The organism is Cohaesibacter sp. CAU 1516 (assembly GCF_005771485.1).
GTDB lineage: Bacteria > Pseudomonadota > Alphaproteobacteria > Rhizobiales > Cohaesibacteraceae > Cohaesibacter > Cohaesibacter intestini.
The window spans coordinates 103,350-120,525 of record NZ_VANT01000007.1 but is presented as its reverse complement, the minus strand read 5'-3'; the positions used below and the strand labels follow the sequence as shown (position 1 = coordinate 120,525).

Below are 17,176 nucleotides of genomic sequence, written 5' to 3'. Positions count from 1 at the left end.
CGCAGAAGCAAAATCCGCATCGCTCTTGATGGCTTGCGTGGAGAAGGCAGCATTGCTGATCTGTGCAGCAAGAAAGACAAATCCCAGAGCATGGAAAGGCAAGATTGTTGAGCGATAGATTCATCCTGCTGACAGGCTGTTCAGGTGGAGGGAAATCAACCCTTCTGAGCGTTTTGGCTGAACGTGGACTTGCGACCATATCCGAGCCTGGTCGACGCATCGTTGCGGATGAACTGGCTGGAGACGGCAGAGCTTTGCCATGGGTGGATATGCAAGCATTTGCGCGGCGCGCTGTTGCGCTGGCAATATCCGACCTAGAAGCCGCTCGGCACTTTGATGGTCTTGTTTTCTTCGATCGGGGATTGATCGATGCTGCCGTCGCCCTGGAGCATTCCGGAGGCCAAAAAGCAAAGGAAACCCTTGGCAACTATCGACCCTATGCGCAGCGTGTATTCATAGCACCGCCATGGCAAGAGCTTTTCGTCGGTGATGCAGAGCGCAGACATGACTTTGATATGGCGGTTCAGGAATATCACCGCATCTCGCGAATGCTGGATGATTTAGGCCACACTGTGAGTGTGTTGCCAAAGGTGTCCTTGAGCGAACGCGCCGACATCGTCTTAAGTGAATGCGGCGTGCTTTCGCCTTGAGGTTTGCCGAGATCTGCTTGCGCTCAACACCGCGCTTTGTTTGAATGGCGGGCATGGGAAGCGGATCTGAGGACCGAATTCGCTTGTGAGTGACCGGATTGGGCCGTCATTCCTCATAAAGAGCTGCCATATCTCTTGCGACAATCGCCATTGCTTGTCGTAATTCGCTGGGCTCCAGCACCTCAATTTCGGCACCAAGACGCAAGAATTCGTGGACAGCCTGCTCCGGGCGACTGCTCGGCAAGCTCACTGTTCGGTAGTCCTTGGCATCAGGGGGAGATATATCCATATGCTCACGCACGTAGGAGGGGCTGATGCCTTTCAGAATGCGTAGGCCAAGCGCGGAGACACGCAGTTTGGCTTGATGCGGATGCAACTCCCTTTCCAAGCGCTTTTCGTTTTCTTGCCAATAGGCTTCCAGATTGAAATTGCGCGGACGGGTGAAGGTTTGTGATGTTGTCTCCAGTTTCAAAATGCGGCTGACCCGGTAGGTTTTAACGATGTCTTCTGTCATCGCTGCCACATACCATGCGCCATTTTTCAAGATCAGGCCAACAGGGCAGACGGTGCGGTCCTTTTCGGCATGCCAACTGCGATAGGTCATCCGAATGACCGTGCTGCGCCAAACGGCGGCGGCTATCTCGCGAATATTCAAAGGCTCTTCGGTTTCTTGATGCCAAGCGGACGTATCCAGATGGAAACGCTGTCGCATTTGGTCGGCCCCTTCGCGCAGGCTTTCCGGTAAGGCCACCATCAGTTTGTTTTGAGCGGCGGCCAATATGGACCCAAGACCAAGGATGGCAGCAGGGCCTGCCATGCCGGAAAAAGCGAGCGCCTCGGCCTCTTCCGAGGACATCCCGTTGAGACGGACGCGATAGCCTTCAAGCAGCTTGTAGCCGCCCTCGGGCCCCCGCTCGCTATAAACAGGAATACCAGCGGCAGACAGTGCATCAATGTCACGATAGATGGTTCTGAGCGAGACCTCGTTTTCCTCGGCCAGCCTTGTTGCCGTAACGTGTCCAGAGGCCTGCAGCGTGGTCAGGATATTCAAGAGACGGCTGGCGCGCATGGAAAAACTCCTTTTCTCCAATTATCTTAAATATACCTGACAGTTTTTGACAGGTAGTCGGACGTATTTTCCTCTCGATTTCTAGAAACCATTCAAACCAAGAGAAAACGAGACCACGATATGACCGACGAAAGAAGCTTGACCCTTTTCCATTGCCCGCAGACACGCTCAAGCACCACCCGTATCATTCTTGATGAACTCGGCGCGCCCTACAAGCTGCATGTGATGAACCTCAAGGCAGGCGAGCACCGCGAGCCAGGCTATCTCAAGATAAATCCGTTGGGCAAAGTGCCTGCCATCAAGCATGGTGAGACGATCATTACCGAGCAGATCGCTATTGCAATCTATCTGGGGGATCTGTTCCCGCAGGCAGGTCTCGCTCCGGCCATTTCCGACACGGATCGGGGGCGCTATTTGCGCTGGATGCTCTTTTATGCGGCCTGCTTTGAGCCTGCTCTGGTTGACAAAGCGCAATCAAGGGATCCCGGACCGGAGACAATGTCTGTCTATGGCACTTATGACCAGATGCTTGATGTCGTGGAAATGGCGCTGTCGCACGGCCCCTATCTTCTGGGGGACCGTTTCAGTATCGCAGACATACAGTGGGCATCGGCCTTTCATTGGACAATGATGTTCGGTCTTTTGCCAGAAAGGCCTGCTTTTGTCAGCTATCGCGACCGCATCATTGCTCGGCCGAGCTTTCAACATGCCTTCACAGAGGATCAAAGCTTGGCAGAGGCCCATCAAGCGGCGCTGAACGCAAAAGAGTAGAAGCAACGGAAAGTCGGCAACCGGTCTCTGCTGCACGCGAGCGAAGGGGCTGGTTACCCACGATCAGAGTTTACGGCGCACAGCGTGTTTGACTGCCAAATGTCTCCCACCTAGCGTCTGATCGCTGAAAATGCTGCCGAGGCAATTGATGGCATACTGGTGTATGCAGGCGGATTGCCTGTTCACTTCGGGATGGAAGTCAGGCTGGTGCGAATGGCTGGCGCTTGGACGCAGAAGCTGTAGATTAGTATGGTATTGACCGAGAATACCAACTTTACCGAATATTTCATCTTCTCAGATAGGCTTCGCCACAAAGAACGCCGATCGGAGACTATTGTATGGCTCAGGCCAAGCCAAACACCATTCAGAAGCTTAAGAGCTGGTTTCTTGCCGGAGACAAGGATCTGGCCATGTTGCGCGCGCAATTGACGGTGCTGTCAGGGCAGTTGCCCATGATGTATGGTATCCTCCTGATCAGCAGCTGGGCACTTGCTATCACTCATATGTCCATTGCACCTGACTGGTTGACCCTTTACCCGCTTGTTATCGCCACGGTGATCGTTGTCTTTCGCAGCATTGACTGGCTGCGTCTTGATCCCGCTTCCCTCTCAAAGAAGCAGGCTATTTCGCGCGTACAAGCGGTGATCAGACTGTCTGTCATTATCTCCGTTGCCTTCACAACCTGGTCGTTGATGCTATTTGAGTATGGCGATGTCCTGGACAAGGCGCACGTCTCTTTCTACATGGCCGTGACGGTGATATCTTGCATCTTCTGCCTGGGTTCTGTGCCTCAGGCTGCGCTCATTGTTTCCATTGTGGTGAATGGTACCTTTGTGGGTTTCTTTCTCTTTTCCGACACGGTCTTTTTTAGAGCTGCAGCGGTCAATGTGACTCTGGTTTGCACCGGCATGTTGTTCGTGATGCGCCAGAGCTATCGCCATTTCTGCCACATGGTCGAAGAGGAAGTCCGTTCCAAGCAACTGATTGAAGTCAACAAACGGTTGGCCAACCGGGATAGCCTGACCGATCTGGCCAATCGTCGGGCCTTCTATAATGCCCTTGAGCGCCAATGCATGGAGGCTTGTCAGAGCAGAAATTCCATCGCCGTGGGAGCCATCGATCTGGACGGTTTCAAGCCAATCAATGACATGTATGGCCACATGGTGGGCGACTTATTGCTCAAACAGGTCGGACTGCGGCTTCAAACTCTGGCGTCTCAGTTCCCCGGAACGGACTTTTTCCGCGTTGGCGGGGATGAATTCTCGTTCATTGTCAGCGAGCCTTGTTCCGATGGGGATTCCCACCTTATCGGAGAGCAGATCTGCGCGGTCATGCAACGCCCATTCGATATCGACAACAGTGAAGTCGCCATTTCTGCAACGGTCGGGATTGCCCATTTCGATCCAGACATGGACAGCTTTCAAGATGTCATCGAGAAGGCGGATTTCGCCCTGTATCAAGGCAAGCGAAACGAGCGCGGCACATGCACCATCTTCTCCGAATATCTGCATTGCCAACAGCGGCGCACCACGCAGATTCAACATGCGTTGAAATCTGAAGGACTCTCTGACGAGATCACGCCAGTCTTCCAGCCCATTGTCGACATCGTCCATGATCGCATCATCGCAGTCGAAGCGCTTGCCCGATGGAACAGCGTCTCTCTGGGCAACGTAATGCCATCCGAGTTCATTCCCGTTGCCGAAACATCCGGCTGTGTTGCCGATATCACCAAAATCGTTGTCGAAAAGAGCCTTGCTGCGGCAAGAGACTGGCCAAGCGCCTTGCAGCTTTCGGTCAACCTGTCAGCCAAGGATGTCTCGGATGAGGACCTGCTGATGTGGATCTATCAGCGGATTGTTCGCAGTGATATTGCACCCCAACGCATCAATCTGGAAGTGACCGAGACCGCATTTGGTACAGATTCGTCTAAGGTCGAGGAGCACTTGCGCCTCTTCCGACACCTTGGATGCGGCGTCTCGCTGGATGATTTCGGGGTTGGACATTCCTCGTTGTCACGCCTGCATCATCTGCCGCTGACCAAGATCAAGATCGACAAGAGCTTTGTCAGCAATCTTAATCGCGAGGCCCGTAACTTCACGATAGTCAAATCGCTGCTCAACCTTGCCAGAGACATTGAACTGGACTGCATTGTTGAAGGAGTGGAAACCGAGCAAGAACTCAAGCTGTTGCGCGAATTGCAGGTCAATATGGTCCAGGGCTTCTATTATTCAAAACCCTTGTCCCAAGAGCACCTCATTGAACTCTTGTCTCAAAATGGCGACCTCTCTGCTGGAAGTCTTCGCCAAAGCGCCTGATCAAGGGCACCTGATCAAGATCGTCTGCCGGTTGGGTTTATCGACGCGGCACCCCGCAGTCTTGCTTCCGTCTCGATAGCAACGGCATCCATCGAGGCTTGTCTGGACCCAATGGGCCGTAAGCGACGCAGGTAGCCGCTCAACTGACAGAATGACTTGCGCATGTCCGCATCGATAATGGGGCTAGACTGCGCAACTCAATCACATTTGCCTTTGATTTGTGATCTCACGACAGATTCCGACAAGACCAATAATGCAGTTCTGGTCGTCGTATAGTGGCAGCTTGGATGTAGAAAAGGTCTTTTTCCGTCCGCGAAAATCAATAACGACCTCTTCCAAATGCAGTATCGGAACGGCAGAACTCATGACCTTCTGTTCGTCCGAATAGTATTTGCGCCCATGTTGCAATCTGTGAAAGTGGAAATCGGTCTTTCCGATCAGTTCATGTGGGCTGCAACCCAAATCTGCGGCGACAGCACGATTGGCAATGACAAAGCGGCTTTCTCTGTCCTTCACAAACAAATAGTCGGGATCCTCGTCAAAAACTGAACGCAGAACCTCTTGGTTTTGGTGTTTTGGCGATGGGTCACGGGTTTGGTTTGGATTCACCTGCAGCGATGTTTCGGACTGTAAGTTCTGGTTCGCGGCAAATAATTTGCCTTTTTCTGTGAGCATCTTGTTTAACAAGAACAACTCTGTCACAGAACCATCAAGCATTTTGGCCTCCTGTGAAGTTTCTGCCTTACTGCACATTTCCATAGTCATCGCTTCACGTTTTGAATTTGAACCGGCCAATTGTGATAGATAGAATACTGCAATTGTTGAGTTGAAATAATCTTAATCTAAACCGGTGATATCGGCAATTTCTTCTGCAAACCAAGAAGAAATGGCAACAAACTGGAGGTCACATCGCTGATCCCATCGGTGGTGGTTTCGTGAGTGGATCTATTTGAAGGCGGCCGATATTTCACTGATTGCTTTGGGGTGGAACGCAGTGGCTTGATCGTGATTATGCCGGAATTCTTCAAGGAAGGCGGCCAGACAATCAACGGCAACCGGCGGCGAAATGCCGTAGCCCTGCAACTGATGAACCTTATTGGTGGCGCGCAAGCTCATCATCTTGGCTTTGGTTTCGACCCCTTCGACCACAAGCCTCTGGCCCGTTTTACTGATCATCTCAATTGCACTAAACAGCAGTTTGGAAGACAAGGAATCTTCCGGTGCCATGGCAAAAAAGCGATCCAACTTGACGCCATCCGCTCCGAGCCCACTCAAATAATGGATGCTTGAATAGCCCACCCCAAAATCATCGATATAGGTTTCGATGCCACTGGCACGAAGCAAAGCGATGGCTTCACGTGTTGGCTCCAGTGGGAGATCGGATGTCTCGACAATCTCAACCACTGGCTGGAAATTGTAGGCCCCCATTTGCAGGGGCATCAACAATTTGATCAGCCAGCGTGCATCAAAATCTTGGGGGAAAACATTGATATTTACCCTGGGGTGTTCCACTGCGAATTGAATGTTTTTCAGGTCCGACAAAGCATTTTTGATCACGATTTCCGTCAGAATTCGCGATAGATTGCGTTTCTCAACGACAGGCAAAAACTGATCTGGATAAACCAGCGATCCGTCCAGGTCGCGCCAGCGCACAAGCACTTCAACGCCCTCGATCTCGCCGCTTTCAAGAGACAGAATGGGCTGATAATGACAAACGAGACTGTCCTCTGACATTGTGCGCACAAACCGTGATGGCAAAGACATCATACTGAGGAATTTTGTCTTGGCAGCTTGGGTTAACGACCAGACAATGGTGAGCATCAACACCAAACCAACAAGGATCGTTTGACTGTTGGCCACAATCAAACCTGTTACTGGCGCTTCAACCATGACACAGACGAGATTGAAGCTGTCGCATTTGAAGCCCCAAAAAGCCCAATCGGTTGCAGAAAAGCCTGCTTGCGCTGTTTGAACATCCGGATATTTGTCCTTCAGGCTGGCAGCACCACCGCGATGCAACCATGTGCCATCCTTCGTTGGTGTCACAAATTCTTGCTTTTGCCCATGCAGCCAAGTCTCCTGTGCCTTTAACGGTGGTAGGACAAGCAAAAAATTGCCTTCTCTTAAGAACGTGCCTTGCAAACCGGGATAGCCGATAACCCCAAGATCACGGTCCATCCAGAATTGATATCCCAGATCGCGCCGCACGAGATCGGCCTTGCCCAATTCAATTCCTTCTGGAATTTTTCCACGACTGACCGAGCAGGACTGATCCTTGTCTGAATATAGAATTTCATGGATACCATCCGGCAAGAATGCGATTGTACTCAACCAATGATGAAATTCCGGCGAGCAAGCTGCCGTGCTGTTGTGGGAATTCAGCGCCACCATGGTCGTGTTAAAAGCAGAATCAAGCTGATCAACCTTTGCGATCTCACGATTCAATTGTGTTTCCAGATTCAGAAAAACCTGAAAAACAAACAGTGTGCCAGCAATCATCAAACTCGCTGAAAAGAGCGCAAGAAACATCGCTGCAGCAACGGTTCTGGGACGATCGCACAACGAGTATAGGTATTTATACAGACTCATAGGGCCTCCAATGCGTGGAGAATAGAGAAAACTACCTTAGAAAGCATTAAAGACTTTAAGAGGCCTATATTGTTTTAGTCACTACTGTTAAATATTAAAGCATCAGCATCGCCTCGGCATCAGGCATAATCTCAGTATAACGCAAATACTCACCCCTTTTACCAACTGTGCTAGACACGAGTCATAGTTAGTTCTTGTTGCTATGATTAATTTCTAGTTGCGTATTTCAACAACAAATCACAAAGTTGCCTAAGCCAGCATGCAGTCCGCTCACGCTTGCAGCCTTCCGAAATCTCGGTACTGATCAGCTGATCATTGCTATTGGGCGTAGCCATCCCAATCGGATTTGACACGAAAAATGCCCACCAGGTTGCGCCGGTGGGCTGGTACGCTTGACCGTCTCGGAGCCTGATGCTGGTGTGTCGCTCATTTTCGATCCCCACCATAGTCTTTCTGGATTGTTGCAGAGAGCTTGGCTCATCCCTCATAGCGAGCCTTTGTTGCCCGATTTGCTATACAAAGCAGCGCACACGACGAAGACAACCACACCGCAAGAAAGCTAGTGGTTTGAACTATTTATTTTTCGGAAAAATCATCAGAGTGAAATGGTACAGTCGGGTGGATTTGAACCACCGACCTTCGGAGCCACAATCCGACGCTCTAACCAACTGAGCTACGACTGCACAACACCTGAATGTGGTGGGTTTATTAGGCGGGCTGCGAAGCAAATGCAAGGGCTGATTTGATCTCTGCCCACAGCTTGTCAAAAAAATGTCACTATAGGCAGGCTTTTCCAAAGACTATGCCCGTTCCAAAAGCGAGAAAGGCGCATCATGTCTTGACGCGCCTTTCCTGACTCATAGGTTGATCCGCCTGTTGGTGAAGAGCTCTCTTATGGTCTCGAGAAGAAGCGCGCCCAGTATATGCTCACCACAGATTCTGTCTCGGGCAGCAGGCTCATCCTCGCATAAGGCAAGAAACACTCTATCAGCATGGGTTATCAGCCAGCGATTTTCAGGCTTTCCATGGCCTTGCCAGCAGCCGCTTTCATGGGAGCGGTTGCTTCTTCCATGCTCTTGGTCAGGCAGTCCTGAATATCCTTTCCTTGCGCAGACAGGGTTTCGAACTGCTTGGTTGCAAAGCTGGTCTGTAGCTCAATGGCTTCGCTGATGCTCTTGGCGGCGATCAGGCCATTGAGGAAAGAAAAGCCGGCATCCATATTGGCTCTGGCTGCATCCACCATCTTGCCTTGGATATCACGGGAGCTTTCGGTCGCCAGTTCAAAGCTTTTCTCGACAGCACTGGTCTGATCTTCGAAGCTGGATTTTGCCTGTTCATAGAGATCACGGGCATTGGCGATGGATTTCTCAGCGAGATCTGTCATCTCATGGGATGCAAGCGACGGTGGCATGTCAAAGGATGGCATCGCAAACAGACCGGCGGCAACAGCGGGTGCTTCCCCAGCAGTTTTGCGCGCCTTTGGAGCTGCGGCCTTGGGTTCGGCGGCTGGCGTCTTGGCTTCCTCGGCGGGACTAGCCGCGGCAGTAGCCTTGACATCCTTGGACGAAGTGGCCGCGGCAGCAGCCTTGGCCGGGGCCTTTTTACGAACGGGCGCTTTCTTGGCGGCGGTGGTCATGGATCATCTCCGTTTGTGCAGGTTCAGCGCATTGTTGTTGCACACTCTTAAGGCATGCAAGCGCACGCTCTGCATGGAACACTGAAGCCAATACACGCAACGGGAGGCTTCGAATGGAGTCAGGTGGTCTTTGTGGAATTCCGGGACATAAGCCTCTGCGACTCAGTCTCCAAAGTCTGTGCTTGGAAATTCAGATCTGGCGCAGGATCCTTCGACCGGTTCCTGTTCCTTGCTTAAAGCTGACTGGGTCGACAAGCTCGCAAACGCCATTCTTTGCACAGCTGCTAAGTGCCGTGCCAGATTGTTCCGCATATCAAGCTGCAGCAACCCACGTCCTCTCTCCTGACCGCCCTTCAAGAGCGACGCATTCGCGCGCTTTTGTCAGATCAGGATGCTATTGTGCAGCGCCAGTGAAGATAGCCCTGCACAACAACCGGTCGCTCATCTCCGATCAGGCTTTCGCCGGAATCAGTCTTTTTTGGTCGCGTCGACTGCGGTTTTGGTTGCGGCTTCGCCAAGTTCGCGTGCCACTTCACCGAAGCGCTGCATCTGGGACTGGACATATTTGGTCTGCAGTTCCAGAACTTCTTGAATGTCTTTAGCTTTTACCAGATTGGTTGCCAGATCGAAGGAGGCATTCATGCTCTCTTCGGTCGCAGCCAGTGCTTTCTTGTTGAGGTCAACAGCGCCATTGCGCATGCTTTCGGCAGAGGCTTCAGCCTTGGATGCCGCTTCGCTGGCTGCAGAGGCAAACTCGTCATAAGCCTTGCGAGCCTGCTCGACGCCTTTTTCAGCCATTTCGCGAACCTGTGCCGGAACTTCAAAATTTTCTGGGGTCTTCATCATGTGTCTATCTCCTGATCTGAGTGAGTGACCTGAAATCTCATTGTGCAGCGCACTATATCAGAATAAATTGTGCACTGCAACAAGAAAATTTCTTGGGATCTTTGCGGCTTCGCCGCTGCGTCAAACAAGGATCATTCTATGCAAGTGATTGTTGCATTGCGATGAAGTTTGCCGCACTTTCTTCGCACATGCAACGAAAGGACGCGCATTCATCCCCAATAACGTGCATAGGATTTGGTATGAACTTATACTAGAATTGACTGCAAGCCGACCGCAAACGGGGAGATTAACCATCCCAGTCGGTTTCGCGCCCCTTTCACAGGGATTTGTTGGACCTGACCCAAAAGAGACTGTATTTACATATTATTAATCTTTTGCCACCGCGCCTGCTGCTGATCGGCGAGACGCTGAACACTGACTGAAGACAAAGACCTGCATCCATGGAATTTACTCGCCCGGCCAGTTTGGCCATGCCTTATCTGACGCTGACCGCGCATCCGACCATCGGAGCGGTTCTGCTCGATTCGCGCCCTGCCTGGGTGTGGAATGGCGAGGGCAACCGGATTCTGTGGGCCAATGCGGCTGGTCTGGCCTTCTTTGGTGAGGTCAGCATGGACGCCATGCTGAACCGCAGCTTCGGTGACGTACACCCGGCAAGACGCCATCTGGCGCGGCTGGTCCGCAACGCCCGGTCCAATGCACCGATGCTTGATCGATTGCGCTTTTTCCTCGGCGCCGAGGCCATCACCTGCAATTGCCTTTGCAAACGACTAGAGGTCGAGGGTGAAGGGGTTTTGCTGGTGATTGCCACCGATTATCCGGCGCTTGGCAACGATGACGTGGAGCGTGGTCAGGCCCTGCTTGAGGCTTTGTCTGCTGAACAGGACATTGCGGCGGCCTGCCTTGATGACCAGCTCGCCCCGCTGGCCAAGTCCGGGGCGATTGATGCCATCCTGTCCGATCAGGACATCATCAAGGGGTTGGCATCCGGAGCCAACACGCCTTTGCGCCTCGTCTCGAAACCGCTGGGTGAGGAGGAAGCAAGCCCGGTGACGACACTCGTGCGCATCGGCGACGCAGAGCATACGCGCTATTTGCTGGTCCACTATCAAGGCCAGAGCGAAGCGGATCGCCGGGCCGAAGACCATGCTCTGCTGATGGCGGAACTTGGCGATAGCGCCGAAGCCGAATCCGAGCAATCGGCCATTGATCAGGGCGCCGATGTTTTTGCTTCTACCTTCGGCATGCATGATGTGGCCCGAGGCATGGAGCATTTGAAGGCCGAGCTGGAAAAGGCAGACAAGGCCCGGGACAGCGATCTGACCCCGTTCCATGAGGATGGCTCGGCGGACAAACCGGTGCCCCCCTCCCCCGATGCGGCCATGGGGTCAAACATCTACACTCTGCCGCGCGCAGCCGATCGAGGGGCCGCAAAACAGAAACCGGATATTGAGCCCGTTGGCGAGACGGGTCCGGAGCGCAAGGCGCCACCTGAAGCGGATGCGCAGTCGCTGGCCGATGCGCTGGACAAGGGTGGCATCTATCATTTCGTGTGGGAAAGCGATGAAGTGGGCCGCTTCAGTTATGTCTCAAAGGATCTGGCCAAAGCGGTCGGCCCGGACAATGCGGCCATCATTGGCAAGACATGGCAGGAACTGGCCGACGGCCTGGAAATGGATATGGAAGGGACCATCTCGCGTGCCTTCGAGAGCCGCGACACCTGGGTGGGGCTGACCGTCCAATGGCCCGTCGCTGGACAAGCAACAAGGGTCGAGGTTGAGTTGACCGGCTTGCCGATCTTCGGGCGGTATCACGGCTTCAAGGGGTTTCGTGGCTTTGGCATGTGCAACACCAAGCTCAAACGCAACGACGGGCACAGCGACGGGCGCAACGAAGGACCTGCTGATGCGCCGTTACAAAGCGACACAAACCGCCATCAGAGCGACACAACGCTGCCACAGTTTCACGACAATCGAGAAATAATGTCAGAAGAATTGCTGCGCGCGGTCAACGACGCCGTCGCTGCAGCTGAGTCCCTGATTTCGCCAGATGTGGGCAGCAACAAAGAGGCGCTGACGCCACATTCGGATCCGAATGGAGACCGCGCCATGTCTGATGACCAGATTGAGACTGGAGGCAACGAGCAAAATTTTGCCCCTTCGGGCCTTGGCACGTCGCAGATTCACGCATCGAGCGGCGGCGACGATACGAACACCGGCGGCCCTGCCTCACCTTCGGACGATCAAGCAAGCAAGGGTCAAGGTCCTGACCCCTATCACCGGGTGCGCGATTTGTTGACCGAGTCCGCGCATGGGGTGAAGGCTTTCGAACCAACGAAACCACAAATGCCAGAGCCTCCTGCAAAAGACGGTCAGGCCCTGAGCGATGGCGAAAAGGATGCGTTCGACGAAATTGCCGCGGCTCTGGGCGGGTCTGAGTTCGATCACAGCCTGCCGGAAGAGGAAATCGACGAGGACTACGAAGAGTTCGACGATCCAATTGCCACAATGGATGACGATACAGATGACAAGGCTGGCGACCTGCCGTCAATGGACCGCTTGACCGCCAAGGCAACCGACAAAATCGCGGACAATCCAGATATTGATCAGGCACGACTTCAGCAGGCGCTTCAGACCCGTTCTCAAGGGGATGCGACCCTGAAATCTGCGGCCAGCTCAGCCTTCCGCGAGATTTTCGCGATGGACCCAGCCTTCCGCCATATGCGTGAGCGGCTGGCACAGGCTGCTGATAAATCCAAGTCGCCGGCGGCAGCCCAGACCGAACAGGCGCGTGAACATCAAAAACTGCTTGAAGCGGTGCAAGCCCTTGCCGATGGCGGGGATCTGCATGCCGCAAAAGCACCTGAAGAGCGGCCCGATAGTCCCGAACAGATTGGCGTGGTTGCGGCATCTCAAGAGCCTGAGGCTGTCGCGGTTGGAGAAGATACAGAAGCTGCAGGCACTGCACTGGCGGATCTGCCCCAAGACGAAGCATTGGCGCTCGATCTGCCCGAAGCCACATCCGCAGAACATGATCTGGAGCTGGCCGAGCTGGAATTGCTTGATGGTGTCGCCGACACTGAGTCAATCGTAGAGGAAACAGAGGAGCCGGACAGCGACACGGCTGACACCTCAGTTGCACCATCGCAGGCCTTGGCAGCGGCAACGGCTGCTGCATCAATGGCCGGAGCCAGCCTCTGGGATCGCGCGGATAAGACCTCGCCACTCATCGATCTGTTGAACAAACTGTCGGTTGCGATGATTGTTTCCGCAGACAGTCGCATTCTGTTTGCCTCGCGCAAGGCCCTGTCCTTGTTGGGCTTTGACAGCGCTTCAGCATTGGAAGAGGCCGGAGGCATGGAAGGTCTGTTTTCCGGTCGGCCGGGGGACTGGCTGACAAAAACCAATGGCCGCACCACCCTGCGTGGGGCAGGTGCCCGGCCGTTCTCGGCATTGGCCACCATTTCTTCGATCAATTGGGGCGATATCCCGGCCGCGTTGCTCAGTTTCGAGGAAGCGCCCGATCAACCCCAAGCGATGGGCATTTCGGAAGAAGACGAAAAGATTGCCGAACTGGAAGCCATTCTCGACACCGCCACCGACGGCGTTGTGGTTCTGGATGGCGATGGACATGTGTTGCGGATGAATCACAGCGCCGAAGCCCTGTTCGAGGTGGATCGCCATGAAGTGGCGGGTGGCAGCTTCCTTGGCTTGCTGGCTGAGGAAAGTCACAAGACCGCAATCGATTATCTCAACAGTCTGAGCAAGAATGGCCTTGCCAGCGTTTTGAATGACGGACGCGATGTGATCGGCGTGATTGCATCGGGCGGCCTCATTCCGCTTCACGTCACCATGGGCCGAGTGAATATTCCCGGCACCGAGCGCTTCTGCGCGGTGCTGCGCGACAATAGCCAGCACAAGCGCTCGGAAGAGGAACTGTTGACGGGGAAAATCCTCGCCGAGAATGCCAACAAGCAGAAATCGACCTTCCTTGCTAAGGTCAGTCACGAAATCCGCACACCGCTCAATGCCATTATCGGCTTTGCAGAGGTAATGATGGAGGAACGTTTCGGCCCTGTTGGCAGTGAACGCTACAAGGATTACCTCAGAGACATCAAGACCTCCGGCAATCACATCATGAGCCTGATCAATGACCTTCTGGACCTGTCCAAGGTGGAAGCAGGCAAGATGGACTTGCAGTTCGAGGCGACGCATCTCAATCGGCTTGTGGCAGAGACTGTCAGCCTGATGCAGCAACAGGCAAACCGACAGCACATCATCATCCGGACGTCGCTGGCCTCAGAGTTGCCCCAGATTGCAGGCGACCAGCGTTCCCTGCGCCAGATCGTGCTCAATCTACTATCGAACGCCGTGAAATTTACCCATGCTGGCGGGCAGGTGATCCTGTCGACGGTGCATGAGGAGAATGGCGATGTGGTGCTGCGAATCCGCGACACCGGTATCGGCATGAGCGAGAAGGATCTGGTGACGGCGCTTGAGCCATTCCGGCAGGTTTCCTCCGTGCGCGATTCCGCTCAAGGCACTGGGCTCGGCCTACCATTGACCAAGGCGTTGGTAGAGGCCAATCGCGGATGTCTGACCCTGAAAAGCAAGCCGGGTGAAGGCACACTGGTCGAAGTCAGCTTCCCGGCAGAGCGCGTGGTGGAGCCGCAGGACTAAGCTCGGCTCCGTTCCCTTATACAACGAAAACAAACCTGCCTAGGACCAGGCCTTACGCAGTCGCTTGCAGGCTTCTGTCACGTCGGCCCGATCACGAGGGGATGTGGCGCACAGGCGAATACCGTCAGACAACATGCGGCCAGCACAGAAGGTCGAGGCAGGCACGATTTCAACACCAGCAGCACGCGCCTTGGCGGCGGCCTGATCACCGCTCAAGCCAGCAAAAGGGCTGTCTTTTCCCGCTCCGATCCAGAGATGGGGGGCGGCGGGCTTGCGCCCTAAGGGCGGCAAACCGAGCTTGCGTCTGACAAGGCTTTGCCGCGTCCTTGCCTCCTGCCGTTGCCACTCCATATGCCGGTTGATCTCACCGCTTTCGATCCAGTGGCAGCAAAGCTCCAGCATGATCGGAGCGGCCATCCAACTGGTAACATGGACCAGTTCATCGATGGCGAAATTCTGCTCCGGTAGCCGCGCCTCATTGCCCTCAAGCATCGGAATGACAAAGCCGAAGCGTGGCCCCGGAGCCACCAGTTTCGACAGCCCCCCGACCAATATCGAGCGCCCCGCCAATTGCAGGCTGAGCGGCGGTTCCTTGGTGAAGCCACCATAGACATCTTCCTCGATCACCAAGAGGTCGAGCTTTTCGGCCAATGCGACAATGGCGGCCCGGCGGTCGGCATCCATGGTCGCACCAGTGGGATTTTGCAGGATCGGGCTGATGACCAAAGTTCGCGCCCCACTGGCCCGCGCGGCACGGTCAAGATCGGCGGGAAGAATGCCCTTCTCATCCATGGCAACCGGCACCAGCCGCAGGCCCATCTGACGGGCGGCGATCTTCATGCCCGGAAAGGTCAATTCCTCGACCAACACCGGCAGGTCGGGCTTGGCAATCCATTGCAGAGCGGCAAACAAAGCCGCTTGCGCCCCGGCACAGGGGAACATGTCGCTTTGGCGTGGGTGAAAGCCACGCGGCTGATAGAATTGGCCAATGGCACTGCGGCATCGTTGCATCAGGTCCGGGGTAGGATAGTCCATGATGTCGGAAAGATTATCCCGCGCCAGCAGGGTGGCAAAGCTCTGGCGCAAATCCTCGCTGGAAAAAGCCCGTGCCGGAACAATGGTCGACAGATCGATCGTGTCGTGATTGCCGCCTTTGTCGATGGCATAGAGCTGGACCGCATCATTGCCCGGCAGCACATAAGTGCCACGCCCCACTTCCCCGGTGATCAAGCGCAGGCGGGTCGCTTCGCGAAACGCCTCGGTGACCGTTGAGAGGTTGACCTGAAGCGACCAGGCAAGATCCCGCTGGGTGGGCAGGCGCGTGCCCGGCGGCAAGGCGCCACTCTGGATGTCGCGCTGCATGGCGGCAACAATGGCGCGATATTTCGGCCCGGCGAAGTCGCCCAGTTCCGGGCACCATTTGGCCTGCTTGTCCTTCATGGGCACACCTGTCTCACCTTTCCAGATCGTCGCTTTGATTGTATGGCATACAATAATCATTGCATCCCATACAATATATAAGTTGTCCCATACAATATCCTTTGTCATGCTTTTTGCAAGAGCGTTGGATCGCCATGCGGGCAAAAAGCCACCGGGCAGGTCCACCATAAAAGCATCGCCAAAAAAGGACCATCATCATGCTCAGCTGTCGGGATTTCGAACGCGCCGAGGAACTGGTTTACCGCGCCATGAAACCAACCCCTTGTTACAATTGGCCTCTGCTGGCCGAGGCGTTGGGGGCTGATGTCTGGATGAAGCATGAGAATCACACCCCAACTGGCGCCTTCAAGGTGCGTGGCGGCTTGGTCTATGCCAATCGCTACAAGGCCCGTTTCCCTGAAGCCGAAGGGTTGATTTCCGCCACGCGCGGCAATCACGGTCAGAGCCTTGCCTTCGCCGCCCGCGTTGAGGGTCTGCATGCCACCATTGTCGTGCCCCATGGCAATTCGGCAGAAAAGAATGCGGCCATGAAGAGCTTTGGCGCAACCCTGATCGAGGAAGGGGATGACTTTGATCTGGCCTGTGGCTGTGCGCGAAGCATGGCAGAGCGGGATGGATTGCACATGGTGCCCTCTTTCCATGAGGATCTGGTGGCAGGCGTCGGCACCTATGCCTATGAAATGATGCGCCAGCATGCCGATTTTGATGCGATCTATGTGCCGATTGGCAAGGGCTCGGGCATCTGCGGCATGATCGAGGCGCGCAATGCCCTCAATCTCAAGACCAAGATTGTCGGGGTGGTCTCTGACCGGGCCGATGGCTATGCCCGCTCCTTCGAATGCGGCACGCTGACCGAAGCCGAGCGCAGCGACACCTTTGCCGATGGCATGGCGGTCCGCTGCCCCGATGCGGACGCTCTTGATATCGTGATGAAGGGGGCTGATCATATTGTCCGGGTCGATGATGACAGCATCGCCAAGGCAATCCGGTTGATCTATCGTGCCACCCACAATCTGGCAGAAGGAGCGGGCGCTGCATCTCTGGCGGCCCTGATGATCGAGAAAGACAAAATGGCGGGCAAGAAGGTCGGTGTTGTCCTGTCAGGCCAGAATATCGACTCTGACTGGATGGCTGATGTCCTGTCCGGTCACACGCCAACGGTTTGACCAGCTGACCGTTTG

The 17,176-nt window shown here is 54.5% G+C and carries 11 protein-coding genes and 1 tRNA gene; 5 read left to right on the top strand and 7 right to left on the bottom strand.

Translation table 11 applies throughout. The features are described 5' to 3' along the window. Positions 1-104: 104 nt before the first annotated feature. Positions 105-650, top strand: a complete 546-nt coding sequence (locus tag FDK21_RS16675) for an AAA family ATPase (protein ID WP_210238820.1) — start codon at positions 105-107, stop codon at positions 648-650. Positions 651-756: 106 nt separating this feature from the next. Here FDK21_RS16675 and FDK21_RS16670 read toward each other — a convergent pair whose 3' ends face one another. Further along, complete coding sequence (locus FDK21_RS16670) at positions 757-1,719, bottom strand: YafY family protein (RefSeq protein WP_138149990.1); 963 nt, start codon at positions 1,717-1,719, stop codon at positions 757-759. 120 nt (positions 1,720-1,839) lie between these two features. On the opposite strand from FDK21_RS16670, the gene FDK21_RS16665 reads away from it, so the two are divergent. Both FDK21_RS16665 and FDK21_RS16660 read left to right on the top strand, forming a co-directional pair. Further along, the gene (locus tag FDK21_RS16665) at positions 1,840-2,490 is read left to right on the top strand and encodes a glutathione S-transferase family protein (protein WP_138149988.1); all 651 of its coding nucleotides are present in this window, start codon (positions 1,840-1,842) and stop codon (positions 2,488-2,490) included. Positions 2,491-2,828: 338 nt separating this feature from the next. Next, a complete protein-coding gene (locus FDK21_RS16660) occupies positions 2,829-4,805 on the top strand; it encodes an EAL domain-containing protein (RefSeq protein WP_138149985.1) in 1,977 nt (658 codons plus the stop codon). 201 nt (positions 4,806-5,006) lie between these two features. Here the strand turns inward: FDK21_RS16660 and FDK21_RS16655 are convergent, their stop codons facing one another. The 5 genes from FDK21_RS16655 to phaP (FDK21_RS16635) form a co-directional block, all read right to left on the bottom strand. Continuing rightward, the gene (locus FDK21_RS16655; RefSeq protein ID WP_171022132.1) at positions 5,007-5,522 is read right to left on the bottom strand and encodes a PAS domain-containing protein; all 516 of its coding nucleotides are present in this window, start codon (positions 5,520-5,522) and stop codon (positions 5,007-5,009) included. 228 nt (positions 5,523-5,750) lie between these two features. After that, positions 5,751-7,394 (bottom strand): EAL domain-containing protein, encoded by a 1,644-nt coding sequence (locus FDK21_RS16650; RefSeq protein ID WP_138149981.1) that lies wholly within the window; start codon positions 7,392-7,394, stop codon positions 5,751-5,753. Between the two features lie 606 nt (positions 7,395-8,000). Beyond that, positions 8,001-8,077: transfer RNA gene (locus FDK21_RS16645), tRNA-His, on the bottom strand. Positions 8,078-8,394: 317 nt separating this feature from the next. Then, a complete protein-coding gene (gene phaP / locus FDK21_RS16640) occupies positions 8,395-9,030 on the bottom strand; it encodes a TIGR01841 family phasin (protein ID WP_138149979.1) in 636 nt (211 codons plus the stop codon). Between the two features lie 468 nt (positions 9,031-9,498). Next, positions 9,499-9,876: a TIGR01841 family phasin gene (gene phaP / locus FDK21_RS16635; RefSeq protein WP_138149977.1), complete on the bottom strand. Its 378-nt coding sequence runs from the start codon at positions 9,874-9,876 to the stop codon at positions 9,499-9,501. A 440-nt stretch (positions 9,877-10,316) separates the two neighbouring features. Here phaP (FDK21_RS16635) and FDK21_RS16630 point away from each other — a divergent pair, with 440 nt between their 5' ends. Further along, the gene (locus FDK21_RS16630; RefSeq protein WP_138149975.1) at positions 10,317-14,555 is read left to right on the top strand and encodes an ATP-binding protein; all 4,239 of its coding nucleotides are present in this window, start codon (positions 10,317-10,319) and stop codon (positions 14,553-14,555) included. A gap of 39 nt (positions 14,556-14,594) precedes the next feature. Here the strand turns inward: FDK21_RS16630 and FDK21_RS16625 are convergent, their stop codons facing one another. After that, a complete protein-coding gene (locus FDK21_RS16625) occupies positions 14,595-15,995 on the bottom strand; it encodes a PLP-dependent aminotransferase family protein (RefSeq protein WP_171022131.1) in 1,401 nt (466 codons plus the stop codon). A 197-nt stretch (positions 15,996-16,192) separates the two neighbouring features. Here FDK21_RS16625 and FDK21_RS16620 point away from each other — a divergent pair, with 197 nt between their 5' ends. Next, the gene (locus FDK21_RS16620; RefSeq protein WP_138149971.1) at positions 16,193-17,161 is read left to right on the top strand and encodes a threonine dehydratase; all 969 of its coding nucleotides are present in this window, start codon (positions 16,193-16,195) and stop codon (positions 17,159-17,161) included. The last annotated feature ends 15 nt before the right edge of the window (positions 17,162-17,176 follow it).